The organism is Rhodoferax sp. GW821-FHT07G04 (genome assembly GCF_059418585.1).
Genome location: NZ_JBWKQD010000001.1, coordinates 214,319 through 238,477, shown reverse-complemented (window position 1 = coordinate 238,477; position 24,159 = coordinate 214,319). Strand labels below are relative to the sequence as shown.

The following is a 24,159-nucleotide window of genomic DNA, read 5'->3' as shown; positions in this document are numbered from 1 at the left end:
ATTGTTGAAAAGTTTCTGGATTGTGTTGTCCAAGGAGGTGGCCGACGCTCTGCGCGACCGCCGCACGCTGCTGCGTTTACTGGTACCCGCGGTGCTGATGGGGCCCTTGCTGCTGCTGGCATTGTCGGCCTTGATTTCGTCACTGGAGGAGCGGGCCGAGAAGCGCGAGGTCTTGGTGGTCGGCATAGAGCATGCGCCCACGTTGCGCAATTTTTTGGAGCGCCAGACCTACACCGTCAAAGCGGCACCAGCGGACTACGAGACCCGTTTGCGCGCAACCACGCTGTTGGAGCCGGTGATGGTGATCGGCAAAGACTTTGAGAGCGAACTGCGCGCTGGTGAGCGCCCCACGGTAGAGGTGGTCAGCGACAGTGCCAATCAGCGCGCTGGCGCCGGTGTGCCCACCTTGGCGCGCCTGCTGCAGGGCTTCAACCGCGAGCGGGCCACGCTGAACCTGGCCCTGCGCGGCGTGTCGGTCGACCTGCTGCAGGCGGTGGATGTGCAGGAGCGCGACTTGGCCAGCACCCAGGCCCGTGCGGCGCGGCTGACCGGCATCATTCCCATGTTCATCATCATGGCCGTTTTGTATGGCGCACTGACGGCTGCACTGGACAGCACAGCAGGGGAGCGCGAGCGCGGTTCGCTGGAGCCTTTGTTGATGAACCCGGTTCAGCATTTTGCGCTGGTGCTGGGCAAGTGGGGCGCGGTGGCCTTGTTGGGTATGGCGGTGGCGCTGTTGGCCAACCTCAGCTTTGTACCGGCACAGTGGCTGCTGCAGAGTGACAGCCTGCAAGCCATGTTCCAGTTCGGTTGGTCCGAGGTAGTGGCTTTCCTGCTGCTGCAATTGCCGTTGGCGGCCGGCCTGGGAGCTTTGCTAATGGCCCTGGCCATACGCTCCAAGACCTTCAAGGAGGCGCAGGCTGGCAGCGCCCTGGTGGTCACTCTGGTGGGGCTGGCGCCCATGGTCAGCATGCTGAATCCCGGGGGCGATGCGCCCTGGTACCTGTGGGTGCCCGGTCTGGCCCAGAACACCTTGATGATGTTGGTGTTGAAGGGGGAAGCCTTGACACTGGCCCGCGTGCTGCCCGGGGTGCTGGTGGGCGCGCTGATGACGGTGTTGTGCCTGCTTTATGTGGCGCGGTCGATGCGCGCAGCGGTCGCCCGGTAGGTATCCCGCCAGGCGGCCGTCCAGCTAGCCAGGGCCTGGGGGATGTCCGCATAGTCGTATGGCGATAGCCCTAGCGACTGGGCGGCTTGCTGCAATGCGGCCAGAGCCGCTGCGGAGCTGGAGGTATCCAGCGCCTGAGCGCCGTTTTGTTTGGACAGCTTTTCGCCATTGGCGCCCAGCACCAAGGGCGTGTGGAGGTACTGTGGCGTAGGCAGACCCAGTGCCTGTTGCAGCAGGACCTGGCGCGCCGTGTTGTCTGCCAGGTCCATGCCGCGCACGACGTGGGTGATGCCTTGCGCGCCATCGTCCACGACCACGGCGAGCTGGTAGGTGTAGCAGCCGTCGGCGCGCTTCAACGCAAAGTCGCCGACCTCGTGCGCTACGTCTTGGTGTTGCGCACCCAACAGCCTGTCTTGCCAGTGTGTTTCCTGGGTTGCTACTATTTTAATAGCGTTATGTGTAGATTTTACGAGGGCTGGAGACTCATTTTCCTTAAGCGACTCGGTCAAGAACCGCCAGGCAGGGCTTGCGGAAGATGGGTGGCGCATACCGTGCCTGCAGGTGCCTGGGTAGACCAGCTCGCCATGGCGCTCGCGGTGGTGTCCCTGGGCCTGGATGGCGGCTGCTATGTCCTTGCGTGAGCAGCAGCAGGGGTAGGCTTGCCCGGCGGCGATCAGTTGGTCCAGCGCCTGCTGGTACAGCGCTGAGCGTATGGATTGAGTGACCGCGGCTTCGTCGGATACCAGTCCGCAGTCCGAGAGCTGTTGCAGGATGCGTTCGCTGGCACCCGCCACGGTGCGTGGCACATCCACGTCTTCGATGCGCACCAGCCATTGGCCACCGTGGGCCCGCGCGTCCAGCCAACTGGCCAGCGCCGCCACCAGCGAGCCCTCATGCAGCGGGCCGGTGGGGGAGGGTGCGAATCGGCCTCGGTAAATCGTTGCAGGACTCAAATGATGGAAAGAGCGAGTTCCAGCCCCGAAACGAAGGCGTCTTCGACACGGTGTCCCAGGCACCAATCACCACATACGCCAATACCGGCCTTGGCATCCCACAGGTGAGACTGGCCCAGCGGTTGGTCGGTTTTGGCATAGAGCCAGCGCTTGGTGTCGGCATGGGCTGCTTGGGCGCGTATGCCAGTGATTTCGGCAAAGGCCTTGGTCAGCTTGGCCTGTACGCGCTTGGCGTCGTCGTGCAGATGTTCCTGCGACCAGGCGGCACTGGCCTGCACGGTCCAACGCTCCACGGCACCGCGGCCGGGCTTGCTGGACTCGCGTGCCATCCACGCGATGCGGTGGTGGGTGCTGCGCGCTGCATTCCACTGTGGACCCAGTGCCGACAGGCCCGGCTGCATGGCTTGGGGAAAGGCCAGCATCAGCGTCCAGCACGGGTGCACAGTGACCCTGCTGATCTTTTTCGCTAGATTGGCGGCCTTGGGCGCGGTGTCCAGCAGGGTCTTGGCCTGCGTGGAGGGTATGGCCAGCACCACGGCATCAAAGCCGCCGTAGACATGTGTGCTGTCGCCGGCTCCGGTGGTACGCAACTGCCACTGTGCTTTGTTCAGCGTGTCGTGCTCTATCTGTGTGACCTGGGTGTTGAGTTCCAGGCTCTGGGCGGTCACCAAGGGTTGGGCCCAGCGGCGCACCAGGGTATTCATGCCGGGGCTGGGTACCCAATGGGCCTCGCGTGCGGGCAAGCCGGCCGCGGCCACACGGCCATGGGCGTCGAGCACTTGGACGGTGTTGGCGCTCCAGCGCTTGCTGACGGCGGGTGTGGTTTGCAGCGCCAGCATGAAGCGCGGGTCGCGCACCGTGAAGTACTGCGCGCCGGTATCAAAGGTTCCAAAGGCACTGTTGCGGGTGGCCATGCGGCCGCCTACGGTGTGGCTCTTCTCAAACACGGTGACTCTATGGCCGGCTTGCACCAGGGTGCGCGCGCAAGTGACTGCGGCCATACCGGCGCCAACGATGGCAATGTGTCTGGAAGCGGTCATGGGGGTTGTCTCCAAGAGTTGTTGGTTTGTTGTGCCAGTTTATACGGTGGTTTCGGAGGTTCGGGATCTGCGGTCAGGAATTTCCACGATGCTGCTCCAGCAGTGCGGCGCGTGTCATCGGGCTTTCCAGTTGCTGCAGCCACCACTGCAGCGCGCGGCCTTGTGTGGATGTGGTGGCACCACGCCATGCAAAACTCAGTGGCACCTGGCGCTGTGGACGCTCGGTCTTCTTGATGATCAAGCGGCCAGTTTCGATATACGGGCCCGCCATGCAGTGCGGCAGATAGCCGCCACCCAGGCCGCGCAGCTGCGCATCCAGCTTGGCATGCATGGTCCCTACGGTGAACACATCCTGCCCGCTGAGCAGGCCGAAGGTGGCACCCGCGCCGCGCTGCAGGGAGTCGGCCACGGCCACCGCGCGGTGCTGCTGGATCAATGCGTCGCTCAAAGGCTCTGGTGCCTCGGCCAGAGGGTGGTGGGGAGCCACCACATACACAAACTCCATGCTGCCCATGGACTTGCCTTGTATGCCGGCAATATTGGCGGCGTCCAAGGCCACGCCCAAGGCCAGATCGGCCTGGCCCGAGGTCAAAGCTTCCAGCGTGCCGGTCAATGCTTCGTCGCGCAGCTTGATGCGGGTGGGCGGATTCAGGCTGAAGAAGCTTTCGCATAGCTCCATCACGGTGGCCTTGGAGATCACGGTGTCCACGGCGATGGTCAATTGAGACTCCCACCCCGTGGCTACGCGCTTGACCCGATTGGCCACCGCATCGATGTCTTGCAACAGGCGTGCGCCCTCGCGCAGCAGCTCGGCGCCGGCGCGGGTCAGCTTGGCCTGGCGCGAGCTGCGGTCGTACAGGAGCACATCCAGCGCATCCTCGATCTGGCGCACCCGGTAGGTCAGGGCGCTGGGCACCATGCCCATGGCGCGGGCGGCTGCAGCGAAGCTGCCTGCCTCCTCAATGGCCTGCAGCATGGCCAAGGCGTCTGGCGTCAGGACATCGCGAGCAGTTTGCATGGTGGGCTTTTATAAATTGAATTTATTTGAATGATGCCATCAATCAAGGTGCATGGAAACAGCGCGTGTCCGCCGCAAAATTCGAAGCATTGAAAGGGGTATACACGATGTTGACCGTACGCAAATCTTCTGACCGCGGCTACGCCGACCATGGCTGGCTCAAGTCTTTTCATAGCTTTTCATTCGCTGGCTATTACGACCCCGAGCACATGGGTTGGGGCAATCTGCGCGTCATCAATGAAGACCGTATTGCACCCGGCACGGGCTTTGGCACGCATGGCCACCGCGACATGGAAATCATCAGCTACGTGCTGGCCGGCAACCTGGCGCACAAGGACAGCATGGGCAATATCAAGGGCATTCCGCCGGGTGATGTGCAGCGCATGAGTGCAGGGCGTGGTGTGCAGCACAGTGAATTCAACCATGCGCCCAACGACACCACGCATTTCCTGCAAATCTGGATCGAACCCAATGTGACGGGCATCGCACCCAGCTACGAGCAAAAGGCATTCAGCGATGCCGAAAAGCAAGGCGTGCTGCGCCTGGTGGCCTCGCCCGACGCAGCCGAGGGCTCGGTGCTGATCCATGCCGATGCGCGGCTGTACAGCGGCCTGTTCGATGGTGCGCAGGCCGCCAGCCTGGACCTGGACCCTGCGCGCAAGGCCTATGTGCACGTGGTGCGGGGCGCTGTGTCGGTCAATGGCGTTGCGCTCTCGGGCGGTGACGCGGCGCTGCTGGAAAGCGAAGCGCAAGTGCGTCTGGACCAGGCCAAGGATGCTGAGGTTCTGTTCTTTGATTTGCAGGCTTAGTGCTTTTCAGGAGTAATTCCAATGGCAAAAGTAGTGGTGGTTTTTCATTCGGGCTATGGCCACACCCAGCGCCTGGCGCAATCGGTGGCGCAGGGGGCCGATGCGGAGTTGATCGCGATTGATGCGGACGGTAATTTGCCAGACGGCGCATGGGAGACGTTGGCCACGGCGGACGCCATCATTTTTGGCTCTCCCACCTACATGGGCAGTGTGAGCTGGCAGTTCAAAAAATTTGCCGATGCCAGTAGCAAGCCCTGGTATCGGCAGAGCTGGAAGGACAAGATCTTTGGCGGCTTTACCGCGAGTTCCAATGTCAATGGCGACAAGCATTCCACACTGCACTATTTCATGACGCTGGCCATGCAGCATGGCGGCTTGTGGGCTGGAACGGGCTTGAACTACAACAACACCAAGGCCTCGCAGCGCAGTGATGTGAACTATTTGGCCTCCAGCGCCGGGCCTATGGCGCAGACGCCGGGTGATGCCAGCGGCGCCGAAATGAATGCCGGTGACCTGGAAACCGGCCGCTTGTTTGGTGCGCGGATTGCAGCTTTGGCTACACGTTGGGGCGCGACAGCCTGACTGATCGGCCGTTGCCGCTCAGTGCAGCGTACTGGGTAGCACGGCTGGCGCGGCCAATTCGCGGCCGACCACGGCGCGGGCGTAGAGGTAGCTTTCCCGAGCTGTGTCGCCCAGGTCGTCCAGGTTGACATGCCCTTCGCTGTCGCAGGGGAATGAAAAGGCGCGTCCGCTGTGGAACAGAGACTGAAAGCGTAGCTCGTATTGGGTGGGCATTGGGGTTGGCATGGTCTGCTCCTGGCTGTGCCCGAACAATAGGTAAACGCAAAGGCAGGCATGGGGCGAATAGCGGGCGCTAACAGCCGCTGTTTGCGGTTTCAAACCTACAATCTCCGCATGTTTGTACACCTGCGCCTGCACACCGAATTTTCCGTTGTTGACGGAACCAACCGAATCGACGACGTGGTGGCCGCGGCTGTGGCCGACAGCCAACCCGCTATCGGCATCACCGACCTGAGCAATCTGTTCGGGGCCATCAAGTTTTACAAGCAGGCCCGCGCCAAGGGCACCAAGCCGGTGATCGGTGCCGAGATTTTCCTGGAAGGACTGGGTGGTGACACCACTGCCTTGTCGCGCATGCTGCTGCTGGTGCAGAACAAGCAGGGCTACCTGAATCTGTCGGAGTTGTTGGCGAGGGGGTTTACGCAAAACATCGTCAAGAACCAGGCCGTTATCAAGCTGGCGTGGCTGCAGGAGTTGAACGAAGGCTTGATCGCCCTATCCGGTGCCCAAGCGGGACCGGTGGGGCAGGCCTTGGTGCAGGGGGATGAGGCCCGCGCATTGGAGGTGGCCTTGCAGTTGGCGGGACTGTTCCCACACCGTTTTTATCTGGAGTTGCAACGTGCGGGCCGTGCAGATGACGAGGCCCATGTGGCGGCGGCGGTGCAGCTGGCCGCCCGCGTCAAGTTGCCCGTGGTGGCCACCCATCCCGTACAGTTCACGACACCCGAGGATTTTGAGGCCCACGAGGCCCGCGTCTGCATCGCCGACGGCGAAATCCTTGGCAATGCCAAGCGCGTGCGCAAGTACACACGGGAGCAGTATTTCAAGTCGGCCGAGCAGATGCAGGCGCTGTTCGCCGACCTGCCGTCGGCGGTGGCCAACACGCTGGAAATCGCCAAACGCTGCAGTTTGACGTTGGTGCTGGGCAAGAACTACTTGCCGGATTTCCCAACACCGTTGGTCAATGGCGAGCGCATGACGCCCGAGGACTATTTCCGCTACGCCTCGCACGAAGGGCTCAAGGAGCGCATGGCGCATCTGTACCCGGATGCGGTCGAGCGCGAGAAGCAGATGCCCCTGTATGTGGAGCGACTGGAGTTCGAGCTGAACACCATCCTAAAGATGGGTTTTCCCGGCTACTTCCTTATCGTGGGGGACTTCATCAACTGGGCCAAGAACAACGGTTGCCCTGTGGGCCCGGGGCGCGGCTCAGGCGCCGGCTCGCTGGTTGCGTACGCGCTGAAGATCACCGACCTGGACCCGATCCGCTACAAGCTGCTGTTTGAGCGTTTCTTGAATCCCGAGCGGGTCTCCATGCCCGACTTCGACATTGACTTCTGCCAGACCAACCGCAATCTGGTCATCGATTACGTCAAGGACAAATACGGCAAGGACGCGGTGAGCCAGATTGCCACCTTTGGCACCATGGCTGCGCGTGGCGTGGTGCGCGATGTAGGCCGTGTGCTGGATATGAGCTACACCTTCTGCGATGGCATCAGCAAGCTTATTCCTAACAAACCGGGTACCAACGTTACGTTGCAATTGCCGCCTACTGATGGCAAGAAGAACGACAAGTATGTTTATGCCAGCGAGGCCGAGCCCATATTGGCGGAGCGGGAATCCAAGGAAGAGGACGTCAGAACCCTGCTGGAGCTGGCCCGCAAGCTGGAGGGCATGACCCGCAATATCGGCATGCATGCCGGAGGTGTGTTGATTGCACCAGGCAAACTGACCGACTTCTGCCCGCTGTACCAGCAGCCCGGCAGCGACTCAGCGGTGAGCCAATACGACAAGGACGACGTGGAAGCCATCGGCCTGGTGAAGTTTGACTTCTTGGGGCTGGCTACGCTGACTATTTTGGAGATTGCGCGCGAGTTCATCATGAAGCGCCATGCGGGCCAAGAAAAGTTTGCCTATGAGAACCTGCCATTGGACGATGCCAAGGTCTACCGTCTGTTTAGCGAGGGCAAGACCGAAGCCGTATTCCAGTTTGAAAGCCGCGGCATGCAGGGCATGCTGCGCGATGCCAAACCCACGCGCCTGGAAGACCTCATTGCGCTGAACGCGCTCTACCGTCCCGGCCCCATGGACCTGATCCCCAGCTTCGTGGCTCGCAAACACGGGCGCGAGGTTGTGGAGTATCCGCATCCGGCCGTGGCCGAGATGCTGTCCGAGACCTACGGCATCATGGTCTACCAGGAGCAGGTGATGCAGACGGCCCAGATTCTGGGCGGCTACAGCCTGGGCGGTGCCGACCTGTTGCGCCGGGCCATGGGCAAGAAGAAGGCCGAGGAAATGGCCGAGCACCGGACCAAGTTCCGTGCCGGTGCCCTGGCTACCCACGGCATTCCGCAGGAAAAAGCGGACGAAGTCTTTGACTTGATGGAGAAGTTCGCGGGCTATGGCTTCAACAAGTCGCACGCCGCCGCCTACTCGCTGTTGGCCTACCACACAGCCTGGATCAAGGTGCATTACACGGCCGAGTTCTTCTGCGCCAATATGACCGTGGAAATGGACGACACCGACAAGCTCAAGGTCTTGTTTGAGGACGCGGAGAAGATGGGGCTGAGCTTTGAGCCGCCCAATATCAACCGTGGTGTCTACCGCTTCGAGCCTATTTCCAACAAGGAAATCCGCTACGGCCTAGGTGCCATCAAGGGCACGGGGCAGCAGGCCATTGAGGCCATCGTGGCGGCGCGTGAGGGCAAAGGCCCAACCGCGGAGGATGGGCCGTTTACCAGCCTCTTCGATTTTGCCCGTCGCGTGGACCGCACCCGGCTGAACAAGCGTTGCGTAGATGCACTGATCAAGGCGGGAGCGTTTGACACGCTACAACTCAACCGGGCCGCGCTGTCGGCGTCCATAGACCGGGCCTTTGATTTTGCGGCTGCCAGTGCTGCCAATGCCAACCAGGTCGGTCTGTTTGACATGGGTGGTGAGGACGACCATGGGTCCAGCACGCAAGAGCCTGATTTGGTGGAAACCATGCCATGGGGCATCAAGGAAAGGCTGACCTTCGAGAAGACGGCCGTGGGGTTTTACCTGTCCGGCCATTTGTTTGACGAGGTGACGCTGGAAGTGCGCCGGTTTGCCAAGCGCCCCATCGAAGAAATTTTGGATACGCGCGAACCGCAGTTGTTGGCCGGCATCGTTACCGACTTCCGTGTCATCAACGGCCAGCGCGGCAAGTTGGCCTTGTTCAAGTTGGACGACAAGTCCGCGGTCATCGAGGCTCGGGCCGATGAGGCGCTGATCAACACGCACAAAAATCTGCTGAAGGATGACGAGCTCATCATCGTCATGGGAAAGGCGCAACCCGACCGGTTTTCGGGCGGCATGCAATTCACCGTGCAGCAGATCTGGGATCTGGAGCAGGCCCGCTGCCGTTTTGGCAAGTACCTGCGCGTGGCCGTCAGCGCGGAGGGTGGTGCGCAAGCGCCCGACGTGGCGCGCTTGGTGCGCGAATTCCCGGCACGCCGCGAAATGTCGGAGCAGGGTGAACTGGTACGTGGCTTGGCTGTGCGCTTGGCGGTACAGCGGGTGATTGACGGCGCCGAACAGGTCGCTGCGAATGCGGCGGCGTGCACAGGTGCGACGGCGGAACTGCAATTGGGCGAAAGTGCGCGCTTCTACCCCAGCGACGCTGCACTGGCCGGATGGCGGGCTCAGGCGGACCAAGGCAAGGCGGTTATTGCCTACGAATGAGGTCATGGGGCAGGTTCCGCGGTTGACAGAATTTGGTGTTTAGATTAAATTACTAACCGATTGGTCATTAAACTGATTTCGGTATCTTCAACCTTTTCCCTAGTGGTATTGCCATGCCCTCCAAAAAATTACCCACCGCGCTCACGCTTGTTGCTGCCGCACTGTTGTTGAGCGCCTGCTCCAAACCCGTTCCTACCGAGGAGCCCATCCGGGCCGTCCGCATCGTTACGGTGGGTGTAAGCAATATCCAATCGAGTGCAGAGTTTGCTGGGGAAGTCCGGCCGCGCATAGAGTCCCGTCTGGGTTTCCGGGTCGCGGGCAAACTGGTGCGCCGCCAGGCGGAGTTGGGCCAAAGGGTGAGCGTGGGCCAGGTTTTGGCCCAGATCGATCCGCAAGACTACAAGTTGGCTGCCGATGCGGCCAAAGCCCAGGTTGCCGCCGCGCAGACCAACCGCGATCTGGCGGCTGCCGACTTCAAGCGCTACAAGGACCTACGCGACCAGAATTTCATCAGTAGCGCCGAGCTGGAGCGCCGTGACACCACGCTGAAGGCTGCGCAAGCCCAACTGGAGCAGGCCTTGGCGCAAATGGCCGCGCAGGGTAACCAAGCTAGCTACACCACCTTGGTGGCGGATATGGCCGGTGTCGTGACCTCGGTGGACGCGGAGCCTGGTCAGGTGGTTGCGGCGGGCACGCCGGTTGTGCGCATTGCCCAAGACGGCGCGCGCGACGCTGTGTTCTCCGTGCCCGAAGACAAGATTTCCATGATCAAGGTGGGCTCCGAGGTCGATGTCAAGGGCTGGGCGGCCAGTACCGTGCTGAAGGGCACGGTGCGCGAAGTGGCGGCCAGCACAGACCCGGTTACCCGTACTTTCAGTGTGAAGGTCAGCCTGGACGCTGCGACGGCTCCTCCTTTGGGGTCGACGGTCACCGTATTGCCTAAGTCCATGGAGCGCAGTGGTACCCCGGTGATCAAGCTTCCCACCAATGCCTTTATCAAGGACGGCAGCAAGTCGTCGGTATGGGTGTTGGACAAGCAGACCATGACGGTGCGTCTGCAACCCGTGCAGATCGCCACGGCGGATGGCAACGACGTAGTCGTGGTTTCCGGGTTGACGCCGGGCATGGCGGTTGTCTCTGCTGGTGTGCACGTTCTGTCGCCCAATCAGAAGGTGTCCCTCTACAAGGAGCCTGCTGCTGCAGTCGCGCCGGCCCCAGCGGCCTCCGACAAGGTGGCGGATGCCAACAACAATACAGCCCCCGCCAAGTGAGCCGACTATGAATCTGGAACAGCCGAAATCGGGGTTTAATCTCTCCAAGTGGGCTCTGGACCACAGACCATTGACACTGTATTTAATGGTGGTGTTGATGATTTTGGGGGTAGCTGCATACTTTCAATTGGGCCAGGACGAGGATCCCCCCTTTACTTTCCGCGCCATGGTGGTTCGTACCTATTGGCCCGGAGCGACCGCCCAACAGGTGGCGGAGCAGGTAACCGACAAATTGGAGCGCACCATCCAGGAGGTTCCATTTGCAGACAAGATTCGCAGTTACTCCAAACCGGGTGAGTCACAGATCATTCTGGAAATCAAGGAGATCGCCCGTGGCAGCGATGTGCCCAATGTGTGGTACCAGGTGCGCAAGAAGATTGGCGACATGCGTTTTACGCTGCCCCAGGGCGTGCAGGGGCCATTCTTCAATGACGAGTTCGGTGACGTATACGGCGTGATTTATGCGCTAGAGGCTGACGGATTCAGTAGCGCTGAGTTGAAGACGTTTGCGGACGATGTGCGCCAGCAATTGTTGCGCGTGACCGATGTGGCCAAAGTGGAACTCTTTGGTGTGCAAGACGAGAAGGTGTTCATAGAGATTTCTCAGCGCCGCCTCTCGCAGTTGGGTCTGGATTTCAACCAGGTGCTGCAGCAGCTGGGTCAGCAGAATGCGGTGGAAAGTGCCGGCACAGTGCAGGCACCTCTGGATGTATTGCAGGTTCGTGTTGCGGGCCAGTTCAAAGCGTTACAACAACTGCGTGACATGCCTATTCGCGGCAGCACGGGTAATCAAATCAAGCTGGGCGATATCGCGGACATCAAGCAAGCCTACATTGATCCCCCATCCATCAAGGTCCGCCACCAAGGCAAGGAAGTGATTGCGCTGGGTGTCTCCATGGCCAAGGGCGGCGACATCATTCGCATGGGCAAGAGCCTCAAGGTTGCCTTCGCCAAGATCGAGAAGAATTTGCCAGCCGGCATCACCATCACACAGGTGCAGGATCAGCCCAAGGCCGTCTCCGGCTCCGTGGGCGAGTTCGTGCGCACGCTGATTGAAGCCGTGGTGATTGTGTTGGCCGTGAGCTTTGTGGCCTTGGGCTTCCACCGTCGTGAGGGTAATCACCCGCTGTGGCGCCGCTATTACGTCGACGTGCGGCCGGGCCTGGTAGTGGGCATCACGATTCCGCTGGTGCTGGCGGTGACTTTCCTGGCCATGGACTACTTTGGTATTGGTCTGCACAAGATTTCGCTAGGGTCCTTGATCATCGCACTGGGTTTGCTGGTGGACGATGCCATCATTGCCGTGGAAATGATGGTGCGCAAGATGGAGGAGGGCTACGACAAGGTGCGTGCGGCTACCTTCGCCTATGAAGTAACGGCCATGCCCATGTTGACGGGCACCTTGATCACGGCCGCCGGTTTCCTGCCCATTGGTATTGCACGCTCCGCTGTGGGCGAGTACACCTTTGCTATTTTTGCGGTGACCGTGATTGCGCTGGTGCTGAGCTGGTTGGTGTCCGTGTATTTTGTGCCTTATCTCGGCACGCTGTTGCTCAAAGTCAAGCCCCATGCCAATCCTAGTGGTGGCAATGATGGGCCGCATGAGCACTTCGATACTCCGTTTTACCAGGCCTTCCGGGGCGTGCTGAACTGGTGTATTGGCCACCGCTGGGCCACGATCGGTATCACCATCCTGATCTTTGCGTTGGGCATCGTCGGCATGGGCAAGGTGCAGCAGCAGTTTTTCCCGGATTCCAGCCGTCCCGAAATCTTGGTGGACATCTGGTTCCCGGAGGGCACTTCGTTCAAGGAGAACGAATCCGTGACCAAGCGGGTTGAGGCGCGTTTCCTGAAAGAGGAAGGCGTGACGGCGGTCAGCACATGGGTTGGCTCTGGTGTGCCGCGGTTCTATCTGCCACTGGACCAGGTTTTCCCGCAAAGCAATGTGTCGCAATTCATCATCATTCCCAAGGACTTGAAGATACGGGAGTCGCTGCGGGTGAAGCTGCCGGCCTTGCTGGCCCAGGAGTTCCCCGAAATTCGCGGGCGCGTCAAACTGTTGCCTAACGGACCGCCGGTGCCATACCCCGTGCAGTTCCGTGTGGTGGGGGATGATCCGATCGCGTTGCGGACCTATGCCGACGAGGTAAAGGCGGCGATGCGTACCAGTCCCAATACACGGGGCGTGAATGACAACTGGAACGAATCCGTCAAGGTGTTACGTTTGGAAGTAGATCAGGCCAAGGCCCGCGCCTTAGGCGTGACAAGTCAGTCCATCGCGCAAGCTTCGCGAACCATACTGACGGGGTCTACTGTTGGCCAGTACCAGGAAGGCGATAAGCTCATCGACATCGTGTTGCGCCAGCCTTTGGACGAACGCAATGCCATTACCGACATTGGTAATGCTTATTTGCCAACTGCCTCTGGCAGGTCCATTCCGTTGACGCAGATTGCCAAGCCGGTGTTCACCTGGGAGCCGGGCGTGATGTGGCGCCAGAATCGTGATTACGCAATCACGGTCCAAAGCGACATCATCGAAGGCATGCAGGGTGCGACGGTGACCAATGAGTTGTTGCCCAAGTTGACCGAGATCAGCAAGAAATGGCCTAGCGGTTACCGTGTGGAAGTTGCTGGTGCGGTGGAGCAGAGTTCCAAGGGCTCAGACTCCATTGCGGCCGGAGTGCCCATCATGTTGTTCATCACTTTTACCTTGCTGATGCTGCAATTGCACAGTTTCCTGCGCGCCTTGCTGGTGTTTATCACCGGGCCGTTGGGAATCGCTGGCGTGGCAGGTGCCTTGCTGGTGTTGAACCGTCCGTTTGGTTTCGTGGCTTTGCTGGGCGTGATTGCATTGATGGGCATGATCCAGCGCAATTCGGTGATTCTGATTGACCAGATTGAGCAAGATCGGGCGACTGGCGTGCCGGTTTGGGATGCGATCCGTGAGTCTGCGGTTCGCCGGCTGCGCCCCATCGTGCTGACTGCTGCGGCCGCTGTTCTGGCGATGATTCCACTGTCGCGGTCGGTGTTCTGGGGACCTATGGCCGTGGCCATCATGGGCGGCCTGATTGTGGCGACCGTACTCACGCTGCTGGCTTTGCCGGCCATGTATGCAGCCGGCCATTTTGACGTGCTGCCCTTTATTCGCCGCAATTGGCAACGTTGCACGGGGATTTTCAAATCCAAGCCGGCTCGGGCTTGACTTAAAAAAACGTCAAACCGCAGGTTCGAGTGGTGCCAATTTTGAAATTTGGAATGGCGCCGCGACTCAGGCTAAAATAGTGGGTTGACCAATTTCAATTGGGTGGTCGGCGTCCTGTGGGTAGGTTCCTACAGGGACGGTTGACCGCCCATTTTGTTTTTTGCGCGGGTGGCGAAATTGGTAGACGCACCAGGTTTAGGTCCTGACGCTGGCAACAGTGTGGGGGTTCGAGTCCCCCCCCGCGCACCACTTATTTGATGAATGACAGTCCGCCGTTGCATCGCGACGCGCCCTGTCTAAAACTCTTCCTTTAGGAGACTGACCATGGCTGTTACTGTAGAAACTCTGGACAAGCTGGAGCGAAAAATCACCTTGACTCTGCCGGTTGGTGTCATCCAGACCGAAGTCGATTCCCGTCTGCGCAAGCTGGCCCGTACCGTCAAGATGGACGGCTTCCGTCCTGGCAAGGTGCCCATGAATGTGGTGGCCCAGCGTTATGGCTATTCCGTGCATTACGAAGTCATGAACGACAAGGTCGGCCAGGCATTTGCTTCCGCTGCCAATGAAGCCGAGTTGCGCGTTGCAGGTCAGCCCCGCATCACCGAGAGCCAAGTGTCTCCCGAGGGCCAGATGGCATTCGACGCCATTTTTGAGGTGTACCCCGAAGTCAAGATCGGTGATCTCGCCAGTGCCGACGTTGAGAAGGTCAGCGCCGAAGTAACTGACGCTGCGATCGACAAGACCGTTGAGATTCTGCGTAAGCAGCGCCGTACCTTTGCTCTGCGCGCTAAAGACGCCGCAGCACAAGACACCGACCGCGTGGTAGTCGATTTCGAAGGCAAGATTGACGGTGAGCCCTTTGCCGGTGGCAAGGCCGATGACTACCAGTTCATCGTTGGCGATGGCCAAATGCTCAAGGAGTTTGAAGAGGCCGTGCGCGGCATGAAGTTGGGTGAAAGCAAGACTTTCCCCTTGGCTTTCCCCGCCGACTACCATGGCCAAGACGTCGCCGGCAAGACTGCCGACTTCATGGTTACGCTGAAGAAGATCGAAGCTGCGAATTTGCCCGAAGTGGATGGCGCTTTGGCAAAATCCTTGGGCATTGCTGAAGCAAGTGTGGAAGGCCTGCGTGGCGATATCCGCAAGAACCTGGAACGTGAAGTCAAATACCGCTTGTTGTCGCGCAACAAGCAAGTCGCCATGGATGCGCTTTTGTCCAAGGCTGATTTGGATTTGCCCAAATCCAGTGTGCAGGCTGAGTTGGACCGCATGGTTGAAAGCGCACGGGCAGACCTGAAGCAACGCGGCGTCAAGGATGCCGACAAGGCTCCTATCCCCGACGACATCTTCCGCCCCCAAGCTGAGCGTCGCGTGCGCTTGGGCCTGGTTGTCGCCGAATTGGTGCGTGCCAACTCACTGCATGCCAAGCCCGAGCAAATCAAGGCCCACGTTGACGAGTTGGCTGCCAGCTACGAAAAGCCCGCTGATGTCGTTCGTTGGTACTATGGCGACAATCGCCGCATGGCGGAAGTCGAAGGTATCGTGATTGAGAACAATGTGACCGAATTCATTTTGGCGAAGGCCAAGGTCACTGAGAAAGCGATCACATTCGACGAGTTGATGGGTCAAAACTGAGCGTCGGTTCGCTGAAAACAGCGGACAGATTTCTGGTGTGATGGGGCTTGGGCAGGGCTTGCAGTCCTGCAGGCAAGCCCCATTTGCATTCAGGGTTTGGTATTTTTCGGTACAGTCAACACAGTTCTTTGGAGACGCTATGAATGTGAATTACGGACGCACGAACAGTATGGAAACGCAGGCTTTGGGCATGGTCCCCATGGTTATTGAGCAATCGGGCAGGGGCGAGCGCTCTTACGACATCTATTCCCGTTTGCTGAAGGAGCGTGTAATTTTCTTGGTCGGCCCTGTCAATGATCAGACGGCCAACCTCGTTGTTGCCCAGTTGCTGTTTCTGGAGAGCGAAAATCCTGACAAGGATATTTCCTTCTACATCAATTCTCCTGGCGGTTCGGTCAGTGCTGGCATGGCGATTTTTGACACCATGAATTTCATCAAACCTGAAGTGTCTACGCTGTGCATCGGCATGGCGGCTAGCATGGGTGCCTTCCTGTTGGCTGCGGGTGCCAAGGGCAAGCGGTTCTGCCTGCCCAATTCCAAGGTCATGATCCACCAGCCTTCTGGTGGTAGCCAGGGCCAGGCGACCGAGATTGAAATTGCGGCACGTGAAATCCTCAAGACCCGTGAGCAGTTGAACAAGGTCTTGGCTGAGCGTACGGGCCAGCCCCTGGAGCGCATCGCCCGGGACACGGAGCGCGATTACTACATGACGGCAGAAGAATCCAAGGAATACGGCTTGATCGACCAAGTGATCGCCAAGCGCGCCTGATTGAACTGCCCCCATTTGACAGCGGTGCTCTGCGGGACGCGGGCACCGTTTTTTATTTGAGTATCATTCGGTCATCAACCGAAAATGCGAGCACCACATGGCCGAAAAAAAAGGCTCTTCCAGCGAAAAAACCCTGTACTGCTCTTTTTGTGGCAAGAGCCAGCACGAAGTCAAAAAACTGATTGCCGGCCCATCGGTATTTGTCTGCGACGAATGCATTGAGCTGTGCAACGAAATCATTCGCGATGAGTTGCCAGCCACGACCGAAGGCAAGGACGCCAAGAGTGAGTTGCCGACGCCATCCGAAATCAAGGCCAACCTGGACAACTACGTCATTGGTCAGGAGCCCGCCAAGCGAACGCTTGCCGTCGCCGTATACAACCACTACAAGCGCCTGCGCCACAAGGAAAAGGCCAAGAAGGACGAAGTTGAGCTTGCCAAGAGCAATATTTTGTTGATTGGCCCGACCGGCTCCGGCAAAACCCTTTTAGCCCAGACTTTGGCGCGCATGCTGGATGTACCCTTTGTGATGGCCGACGCCACGACCCTGACCGAAGCCGGTTATGTGGGCGAAGATGTCGAAAACATCGTGCTCAAGCTGCTGCAGAGCTGCAATTACGAAGTTGAGCGGGCACAACGCGGGATTGTGTATATCGACGAAATCGACAAGATTTCCCGGAAGTCTGACAACCCTTCCATTACCCGCGATGTGTCGGGTGAGGGCGTACAGCAGGCATTGTTGAAATTGATCGAAGGCACGATGGCGAGTGTTCCACCGCAGGGCGGGCGCAAGCATCCCAACCAGGATTTCGTACAAATCGACACCACCAACATTCTTTTTATTTGTGGCGGTGCATTCGCGGGCTTGGAAAAAGTTGTCGAAAACCGCACGCAGTCTTCGGGTATGGGTTTCGGCGCATCGGTCAAAAGCAAGCAGCAACGCAGCCTGACTGATGTGTTCAAGGAAGTAGAGCCTGAAGATCTGATCAAGTTCGGCCTGATACCCGAACTGGTGGGGCGTATGCCGGTAGTGGCCGCATTGGCCGAACTGACGGAAGATGCGCTGGTGCAAATTTTGACTGAGCCCAAGAATGCCTTGGTCAAGCAGTACACGAAGCTGCTGGCAATGGAAGGCGCCGAACTGGAAATTCGCCCTTCGGCCTTGAAGGCCATCGCTAAGAAGGCCTTGGCGCGGAAAACAGGTGCCCGCGGGTTGCGCTCAATTCTCGAGCAATCCCTGATCGATACCATGTACGAGCTACCCAACGCGAGTAATGTGGAAAAGGTGGTGGTTGATGAGTCTACGATTGACGAAAACAAGCCACCGCTCTTGGTCTACCGCGAGATTGCAAAGAAAGCGTGATACTTGTTCAGCGCAATGGCCCGATTTGACGGGCTTTTGTGCCGGAATATCGGAGTATTTGGGTGGTCGCAGCTTTGATAATGGCGGATCGCTTGAAATTCAGGATTCACAGTCCATATTCAACAGGTAACAAAAAGGTCCCCCATGTCTGGCCACTCCCCTCTGCCTGCCACCCCCATTGATCTGCCACTGTTGCCATTGCGCGATGTGGTCGTGTTTCCACATATGGTCATCCCGCTGTTTGTGGGACGACCTAAGAGTATCAAGGCCTTGGAGGCCGCGATGGAAACCGATAGACGCATCATGCTGGTCGCACAAAAGACCGCCGCCAAAGATGATCCCTTGGTGTCTGACATGTTTGATGTCGGCTGTGTCTCCACGATATTGCAGATGCTGAAGCTGCCCGACGGAACGGTCAAGGTTCTGGTTGAAGGCCATCAACGCGCAACGGTCAACAAGATCGAGGAAGGCGAGGCCTTTTTCTCTGCCAACATCACGCCTATTGCGGTATTGCCAGAATTTCCTGAAAAGGGCAAAGGAAAGGCCAGCGAAGTAGAGGCTTTGAGGCGTGCCGTTATGCAGCAGTTTGACCAATACGTCAAGCTGAACAAGAAAATTCCACCTGAGATTTTGACGTCTATTTCCAGCATCGACGATGCGGGGCGTCTGGCCGACACCATTGCTGCACACCTGCCGCTCAAATTAGATAGCAAGCAGGCGGTGTTGAGTCTTTCCAGTGTCAAGGATCGTCTCGAAAACCTGTTCGAACAAATCGAGCGGGAAGTTGACATCCTGAACGTAGATAAGAAGATCCGCGGACGCGTGAAGCGTCAGATGGAAAAGAACCAGCGCGACTTCTATTTGAATGAGCAAGTCAAGGCCATTCAAAAGGAATTGGGCGAGGGTGAAGAAGGCGCCGACATCGAAGAGATCGAGAAGAAGATCAAGGCCGCCAAGATGCCCAAGGATGCGTTGAAGAAGGTCGAAGGCGAGTTGAAGAAGCTCAAGCTAATGTCGCCCATGTCTGCTGAGGCGACCGTGGTGCGCAACTACATTGACGTGCTGGTGAGCCTGCCATGGACGGCCAAGACCAAGATCAAGCACAACTTGGCTAATGCCGAAGATGTATTGAATGAAGACCATTACGGCTTGGACAAAGTTAAGGACCGTATTCTGGAATACCTTGCTGTGCAGCAGCGTGTTGACAAGCTCAAGGCTCCTATCTTGTGCTTGGTCGGGCCACCTGGAGTGGGTAAAACATCGCTGGGTCAATCCATTGCCAAAGCTACTGGGCGCAAGTACGTTCGGATGGCGCTAGGTGGCATGCGGGACGAGGCCGAAATCCGTGGTCACCGTCGCACCTATATTGGCGCTATGCCGGGCAAGGTGTTGCAGAGCCTGTCCAAGGTGGGGACACGAAACCCATTGTTCCTTTTGGACGAAATTGACAAACTGGGTACGGACTTTCGCGGTGACCCCAGCAGTGCCTTGCTGGAGGTGTTGGATCCGGAGCAAAACCACAAGTTTGGTGATCACTATGTAGAGGTTGATTTCGACCTCAGCGATGTGATGTTTGTCGCAACGTCAAATTCGATGAACATTCCACCGGCCTTGTTGGATCGCATGGAAGTGATTCGCCTGTCTGGCTACACGGAAGACGAAAAAACCAATATTGCCACGACCTATTTGCTGCCCAAGCAGATGAAGAGCAATGGTGTCAAGGACACGGAGTTGTCGATCACCGATGAGGCCATTCGCGACATCGTGCGCTACTACACTCGTGAAGCCGGTGTGCGTTCGCTGGAACGCGAGCTGTCCAAAATCTGCCGCAAGGTGGTAAAAGGTTTGCTGCTGAAGAAAGTTAAGCCGCAGGTAATTGTCTCAGCAGACAACCTCAACGAATACTTGGGTGTTCGCAAGTACACCTATGGCCGCGCTGAGCAGCAGAACCAGGTAGGGCAAGTCGTGGGCTTGGCTTGGACCGAAGTGGGAGGCGATTTGCTGACTATCGAAGCAGCCCTGACACCTGGTAAGGGCGCGATCACGCGCACCGGCTCGCTGGGCGATGTGATGAAGGAGTCGGTGGAAGCTGCCCGTACCGTTGTGCGTAGCCGCGCACGGCGCCTGGGCATCAAAGATGAGGTCTTTGAGAAAAAGGACATTCACATCCATGTGCCCGATGGGGCAACGCCGAAGGATGGCCCTAGCGCAGGCGCTGCGATGACCACTGCATTTGTGTCTGCACTGACCGGCATTCCCGTTCGGGGAGATGTCGCCATGACAGGCGAGATCACCCTGCGTGGTGAAGTAACCGAGATCGGCGGTTTGAAAGAGAAGCTGCTGGCTGCCCTGCGGGGCGGCATCAAGACGGTGTTGATACCCGAAGCCAATGCCAAGGATTTGCAAGACATTCCAGCCAATGTGAAAAATGGCCTGGAAATCATTCCCGTGCGCTGGATAGATAAAGTATTGGAGCTGGCGTTGGAGTCCAAACCGGAGCCTTTGCCGGAAGAAGAAACCGCAGCAACCGAGCCGGTTGTGAGTGCCAGCGTCCCGGTTGTTGATTTGCAGGAATCAGTTAAACATTGATCGCGCCGCGCTTAAAGGTTAAAAATAAGGTTTTTTTAGCCGGCTAGTAAAAAGGTGAAAAAGCGCGCTATAATTTGAGGCTTGAAACGCGGGAATAGCTCAGTTGGTAGAGCGCAACCTTGCCAAGGTTGAGGTCGAGAGTTCGAGACTCTTTTCCCGCTCCATATTGCAGAAAAGGGAAGCGACATGCTTCCCTTTTTCATTAAGTGGATTAGGGCCAGATTGGTTCTGCACTAGCTAGACAGTGGCGCGGTAGCAAAGCGGTTATGCCCCGGATTGCAAATCCGGTTAGTCCGGTTCGACTCCGGACCGCGCCTCCAAATATTTTGGTCATGCATGCCCCGCCAACGTTCGCTGGCGGGGCATTTTTGTTCCACAATAGACCGAACACGTGCCCGAGTGGTGAAATAGGTAGACACATCGGACTTAAAATCCGCCGCTTCGTGAATAACGGGCGTACCGGTTCGATTCCGGTCTCGGGCACCAGTACACTTGACCCTATGCCACGCTACAACGCCCCCTTTGAGATCCATGTCCATGGACAGGTTGCCTTGCGCTCGGACGTCCAGTTTGAGCAGTTGCAGGATGCGCTCAAACCGCTATGGAAGTACGCAGGCGCGCGGTCGCTGAGTGATGGGGCTAATAGCTCTTACGAAGACGAGCCAGGCATCAAATTCGACGCACCAGACCATTTGTTGCAAATGTGCTGGACGGTTGCTGGTGATCATGATTTTCGCCAGACCTTGGATGAGCTGTGCATGAATCTGAATGAGATTGCTGATACGGGGGCAGCCATAGAAGTCACCTTTTATGACGCAGACTTCGACGAAGAAGACAACCAGTCAGGCAACGAGTCTAGGGACGATTTCCTGATGCTGTTTGTCGGTCCCAACCCCGCGGCGATCATGCAGGTTCAGCGTGACTTGTTGGTGCAAGACGTCATCAGTCTGATGGAGCGCCATTTCGATGGCGCCGAATTGAGTGGGGTGGTTGCAGAGGTTGACAAGTTGTTCACCCAGCGATTTGACGCCTTGGTCAGCTCGCTCGCACTTGGGAAACCTCCCAGCGGGTCTGGTGGTGGTCACGGTGGTGGTCATGGTGGCGGTCGCAAGCCACGGCATTTGCACTGACAGTGTTTTGCCTATGACCCAACTGAGTCATCTGTGCCTTTCAAACCCCTTTGCTGTGATAGGTGGCGGGCGCAGGCCTTCCAGTCTTTGAGCTGAGGCTGTGAACTTTCAACATGCTTAAAAAAATCCATGTTGAACAGTTGATGGTCGGTATGCACCTCAAGGAGTTTTGTGGATCCTGGATGGAGCATCCCTTTTGGCGTACAGGTTTCGTCATCTCGGATCCCAAAGACATCGCAGCGGTTCGCAGCAGCAGTATCAAAGAAGTATGGATAGACACCGGAAAGGGCTTTGATGTCGCAGATGGCGAGTCGGCTGTATCGGAAGTCGAATCGCAGGCCCAAGTCGAAGCGCAAATGCAAACGCTGGCTGTCGCCGAGCAGCGCGAACTGGCTCCCGTGTCGATTGGTGTGGAACTGGAGCGGGCTGCAAAAATTTGCTACCAGTCCAAGCAAGCCGTCATTTCGATGTTCCAGGAAGCTCGCATGGGCAAGGCGGTGGACATTGGCGGGGCGAAACAAATGGTGGAGGAAATTTCGGATTCCGTTTCACGCAACCCTGGTGCATTGATTAGTTTGGCGCGCTTGAAGACGGCAGATGACTACACCTATATGCATTCGGTAGCGGTCTGCGCCATGATGGTGAGCCTGTCTAAGCAACTAGGATTGGACGAGGCTCAGACGCGATCAGCGGGCATGGCCGGGCTTCTGCATGACCTTGGCAAGGCCCTGATGCCTATGGAGGTTTTGAACAAGCCCGGAAAGCTGTCGGACAACGAATTCAAGGTTATCAAGACGCATCCATCGGCAGGGCACAAATTGCTGCTGACGGGGGTTGATGTCGATCCTCTGATACTCGACGTGTGCTTACACCACCACGAGAAAACCGATGGATCGGGTTATCCCAAGGGACTCAAGGCACATCAGATCAGTTTGTTCGCGAAGATGGGGGCGGTCTGTGACGTGTATGACGCCATTACGTCGAATCGGCCCTACAAATCCGGTTGGGACCCTGCGGAATCTCTGCGCAAGATGGCGGAGTGGGCCAACGGTCACTTCGATGGCAAGGTATTCCAGGCCTTTGTCAAAAGCCTGGGCATCTATCCCATCGGGTCCTTGGTCAAGTTAACCTCGGGCCGTTTGGGAGTTGTTGTCGAGCAAACGGGCAAGTCGTTGACCACGCCATCGGTCAAGGTCTTTTTCTCGACTAAATCCAATCTGCGCATCCCACCAGAAGTGATAGACCTCTCTCACCCCAGTGTCACGGAGAAGATCGTGAGCCGTGAGGACCCCGCCAAGTGGCGTTTTGCTGACCTCAATGAGCTATGGTCGGGGTTTAATAAGACCCATTGGTGAGCCAGTCAAAGCCATGCACGGTGCCCGGCTTTGCCAAGCAGTTACGGGGCCCGCTCGCTTTGGCTCAGGCCGCTTGGGGCTTGAGTGCGTACTTGCCCAGCTCCGCTTTTGCAATCGCGTTGCGGTGTACTTCGTCCGGACCGTCGGCAAAACGCAGCGTGCGGGCATTGGTGTAGCTGTAGGCGAGCGGGAAGTCGTCGCACATGCCACCACCGCCGTGGACTTGCATGGCCCAGTCGATGACGTCGCAGGCCATGGTTGGTGCTACCACTTTGATCATCGCGATCTCGTTTTTAGCGAACTTGTTGCCAGCAACATCCATCATCCATGCCGCCTTTAGCGTCAGCAGACGGGCCATGTCGATCTTGCAGCGGGCCTCTGCAATGCGCTCCTGGGTCACGGTCTGGGCAGCAATGGGCTTGCCGAAAGCAATGCGCGACGACGCACGTTTGCACATCAACTCCAGGGCGCGTTCTGCCAAACCGATAAGGCGCATGCAGTGGTGGATACGCCCAGGTCCAAGGCGACCTTGGGCGATTTCAAAGCCCCGACCCTCGCCCAACAGAATATTGCTGACTGGGACGCGAACATTCTCAAACAAGACTTCCATGTGACCGTGGGGAGCGTCGTCATAGCCAAAGACGTTGAGTGGGCGAACCACGGTGATGCCTTTGGTATCGGCGGGCACCAGCACCATGCTTTGCTGCGAATGGCGGGGCGCCTCTGGGTCAGTCTTGCCCATCGTGACGTAGATGGCGCAGCGAGGGTCGCCAGCACCGGATGTCCACCACTTGCGGCCATTGATGACGTACTCGTCCCCTTGGCGTTCAATACGGGTTTCGATGTTGGTGGCATCGCTGGATGCGACATCGGGCTCTGTCATCGCAAACGCGGAGCGGATCTGGCCTTCCAACAAGGGCTTGAGCCAGCGGGCTTTGTTTTCCTCGGAGCCATAGCGCGCGATGGTCTCCATATTGCCGGTGTCCGGCGCTGAGCAATTGAAGACCTCGCTGGACCACATGACACGGCCCATGATCTCGGCCAAAGGTGCGTATTCCTGGTTGGTCAGGCCTGCACCTTCGTAGCCGGAGGCCTGGGCGCTGTCGACGGGAAGGAACAGGTTCCACAAACCGGCGGCTCGTGCCTTGGGTTTGAGACTTTCTATCGTTTGCAAAGGTGTCCAGCGTTTGCCTGCAGCAGTGTTCGCGGCGATTTCCGCATGGTAGGCGGCCTCGGCGGGATAAATGTGCTCATCCATGAAGCGCAGCACACGTGCCTGTAGCTCTTTCGTCTTGGGGGAGTAATCAAAGTCCATGGGGTCTCCGTTGGTGTCTCAAAAAATCGGGTGGGT

The 24,159-nt window shown here is 58.1% G+C and carries 17 protein-coding genes and 4 tRNA genes; 16 read left to right on the top strand and 5 right to left on the bottom strand.

Annotation, left to right across the window (positions count from 1 at the left end; all coding sequences use genetic code 11):
• Positions 1-4: 4 nt before the first annotated feature.
• Positions 5-1,168 carry an ABC transporter permease gene (locus tag AC07OO_RS01075; protein ID WP_495080203.1) on the top strand — a complete coding sequence of 388 codons (1,164 nt, stop codon included), beginning with the start codon at positions 5-7 and terminating at the stop codon, positions 1,166-1,168.
• Here the strand turns inward: AC07OO_RS01075 and gluQRS are convergent.
• The 3 genes from gluQRS to AC07OO_RS01060 form a co-directional block, all read right to left on the bottom strand.
• Positions 1,129-2,121, bottom strand: coding sequence for a tRNA glutamyl-Q(34) synthetase GluQRS (gene gluQRS / locus AC07OO_RS01070; protein ID WP_495080202.1), 993 nt, complete (start codon positions 2,119-2,121; stop codon positions 1,129-1,131). The genes AC07OO_RS01075 and gluQRS overlap by 40 nt on opposite strands.
• Positions 2,118-3,161: an NAD(P)/FAD-dependent oxidoreductase gene (locus AC07OO_RS01065; RefSeq protein WP_495080201.1), complete on the bottom strand. Its 1,044-nt coding sequence runs from the start codon at positions 3,159-3,161 to the stop codon at positions 2,118-2,120. The genes gluQRS and AC07OO_RS01065 overlap by 4 nt, the downstream gene beginning before the upstream one ends.
• 73 nt (positions 3,162-3,234) lie before the next feature.
• Positions 3,235-4,179 carry a LysR family transcriptional regulator gene (locus AC07OO_RS01060; protein WP_495080200.1) on the bottom strand — a complete coding sequence of 315 codons (945 nt, stop codon included), beginning with the start codon at positions 4,177-4,179 and terminating at the stop codon, positions 3,235-3,237.
• 107 nt (positions 4,180-4,286) lie between these two features.
• On the opposite strand from AC07OO_RS01060, the gene AC07OO_RS01055 reads away from it, so the two are divergent.
• Together AC07OO_RS01055 and AC07OO_RS01050 are read left to right on the top strand one after the other, a co-directional pair.
• Positions 4,287-4,988 carry a pirin family protein gene (locus tag AC07OO_RS01055; RefSeq protein WP_495080199.1) on the top strand — a complete coding sequence of 234 codons (702 nt, stop codon included), beginning with the start codon at positions 4,287-4,289 and terminating at the stop codon, positions 4,986-4,988.
• A 21-nt stretch (positions 4,989-5,009) separates the two neighbouring features.
• On the top strand, positions 5,010-5,570 hold the full coding sequence (locus tag AC07OO_RS01050) for a flavodoxin family protein (protein ID WP_495080198.1): 561 nt from the start codon (positions 5,010-5,012) through the stop codon (positions 5,568-5,570).
• Between the two features lie 18 nt (positions 5,571-5,588).
• Here AC07OO_RS01050 and AC07OO_RS01045 read toward each other — a convergent pair whose 3' ends face one another.
• A complete protein-coding gene (locus AC07OO_RS01045; protein WP_495080197.1) occupies positions 5,589-5,795 on the bottom strand; it encodes a hypothetical protein in 207 nt (68 codons plus the stop codon).
• A 108-nt stretch (positions 5,796-5,903) separates the two neighbouring features.
• Between AC07OO_RS01045 and dnaE the strand changes: the two genes are divergently transcribed.
• The 13 genes from dnaE (at position 5,904) to AC07OO_RS00980 (ending at position 22,808) form a co-directional block, all read left to right on the top strand.
• The gene (gene dnaE, locus AC07OO_RS01040) at positions 5,904-9,494 is read left to right on the top strand and encodes a DNA polymerase III subunit alpha (RefSeq protein WP_495080196.1); all 3,591 of its coding nucleotides are present in this window, start codon (positions 5,904-5,906) and stop codon (positions 9,492-9,494) included.
• A 113-nt stretch (positions 9,495-9,607) separates the two neighbouring features.
• Positions 9,608-10,765, top strand: a complete 1,158-nt coding sequence (locus AC07OO_RS01035) for an efflux RND transporter periplasmic adaptor subunit (RefSeq protein ID WP_495080195.1) — start codon at positions 9,608-9,610, stop codon at positions 10,763-10,765.
• Positions 10,766-10,772: 7 nt separating this feature from the next.
• A complete protein-coding gene (locus AC07OO_RS01030) occupies positions 10,773-13,967 on the top strand; it encodes an efflux RND transporter permease subunit (RefSeq protein ID WP_495080194.1) in 3,195 nt (1,064 codons plus the stop codon).
• Between the two features lie 162 nt (positions 13,968-14,129).
• Positions 14,130-14,216 (top strand) — tRNA-Leu (locus AC07OO_RS01025).
• Positions 14,217-14,291: 75 nt separating this feature from the next.
• Positions 14,292-15,602, top strand: coding sequence for a trigger factor (gene tig, locus AC07OO_RS01020; RefSeq protein ID WP_495080193.1), 1,311 nt, complete (start codon positions 14,292-14,294; stop codon positions 15,600-15,602).
• Positions 15,603-15,741: 139 nt separating this feature from the next.
• Positions 15,742-16,371 carry an ATP-dependent Clp endopeptidase proteolytic subunit ClpP gene (gene clpP / locus AC07OO_RS01015; protein WP_495080192.1) on the top strand — a complete coding sequence of 210 codons (630 nt, stop codon included), beginning with the start codon at positions 15,742-15,744 and terminating at the stop codon, positions 16,369-16,371.
• Positions 16,372-16,468: 97 nt separating this feature from the next.
• Positions 16,469-17,734, top strand: coding sequence for an ATP-dependent Clp protease ATP-binding subunit ClpX (clpX, locus tag AC07OO_RS01010; protein ID WP_495080191.1), 1,266 nt, complete (start codon positions 16,469-16,471; stop codon positions 17,732-17,734).
• A 144-nt stretch (positions 17,735-17,878) separates the two neighbouring features.
• Positions 17,879-20,323 carry an endopeptidase La gene (gene lon, locus AC07OO_RS01005; protein WP_495080190.1) on the top strand — a complete coding sequence of 815 codons (2,445 nt, stop codon included), beginning with the start codon at positions 17,879-17,881 and terminating at the stop codon, positions 20,321-20,323.
• A gap of 88 nt (positions 20,324-20,411) precedes the next feature.
• Positions 20,412-20,487: transfer RNA gene (locus tag AC07OO_RS01000), tRNA-Gly, on the top strand.
• 82 nt (positions 20,488-20,569) lie between these two features.
• Positions 20,570-20,643 (top strand) — tRNA-Cys (locus AC07OO_RS00995).
• 73 nt (positions 20,644-20,716) lie between these two features.
• Positions 20,717-20,809 (top strand) — tRNA-Leu (locus tag AC07OO_RS00990).
• Between the two features lie 14 nt (positions 20,810-20,823).
• A complete protein-coding gene (locus AC07OO_RS00985) occupies positions 20,824-21,453 on the top strand; it encodes a DUF6806 family protein (RefSeq protein WP_495080189.1) in 630 nt (209 codons plus the stop codon).
• Between the two features lie 113 nt (positions 21,454-21,566).
• Positions 21,567-22,808, top strand: a complete 1,242-nt coding sequence (locus AC07OO_RS00980; protein ID WP_495080188.1) for a cyclic di-GMP phosphodiesterase — start codon at positions 21,567-21,569, stop codon at positions 22,806-22,808.
• A 64-nt stretch (positions 22,809-22,872) separates the two neighbouring features.
• On the opposite strand, the gene AC07OO_RS00975 is transcribed toward AC07OO_RS00980, so the two are convergent.
• Complete coding sequence (locus AC07OO_RS00975; RefSeq protein WP_495080187.1) at positions 22,873-24,123, bottom strand: acyl-CoA dehydrogenase family protein; 1,251 nt, start codon at positions 24,121-24,123, stop codon at positions 22,873-22,875.
• Between the last annotated feature and the right edge of the window lie 36 nt (positions 24,124-24,159).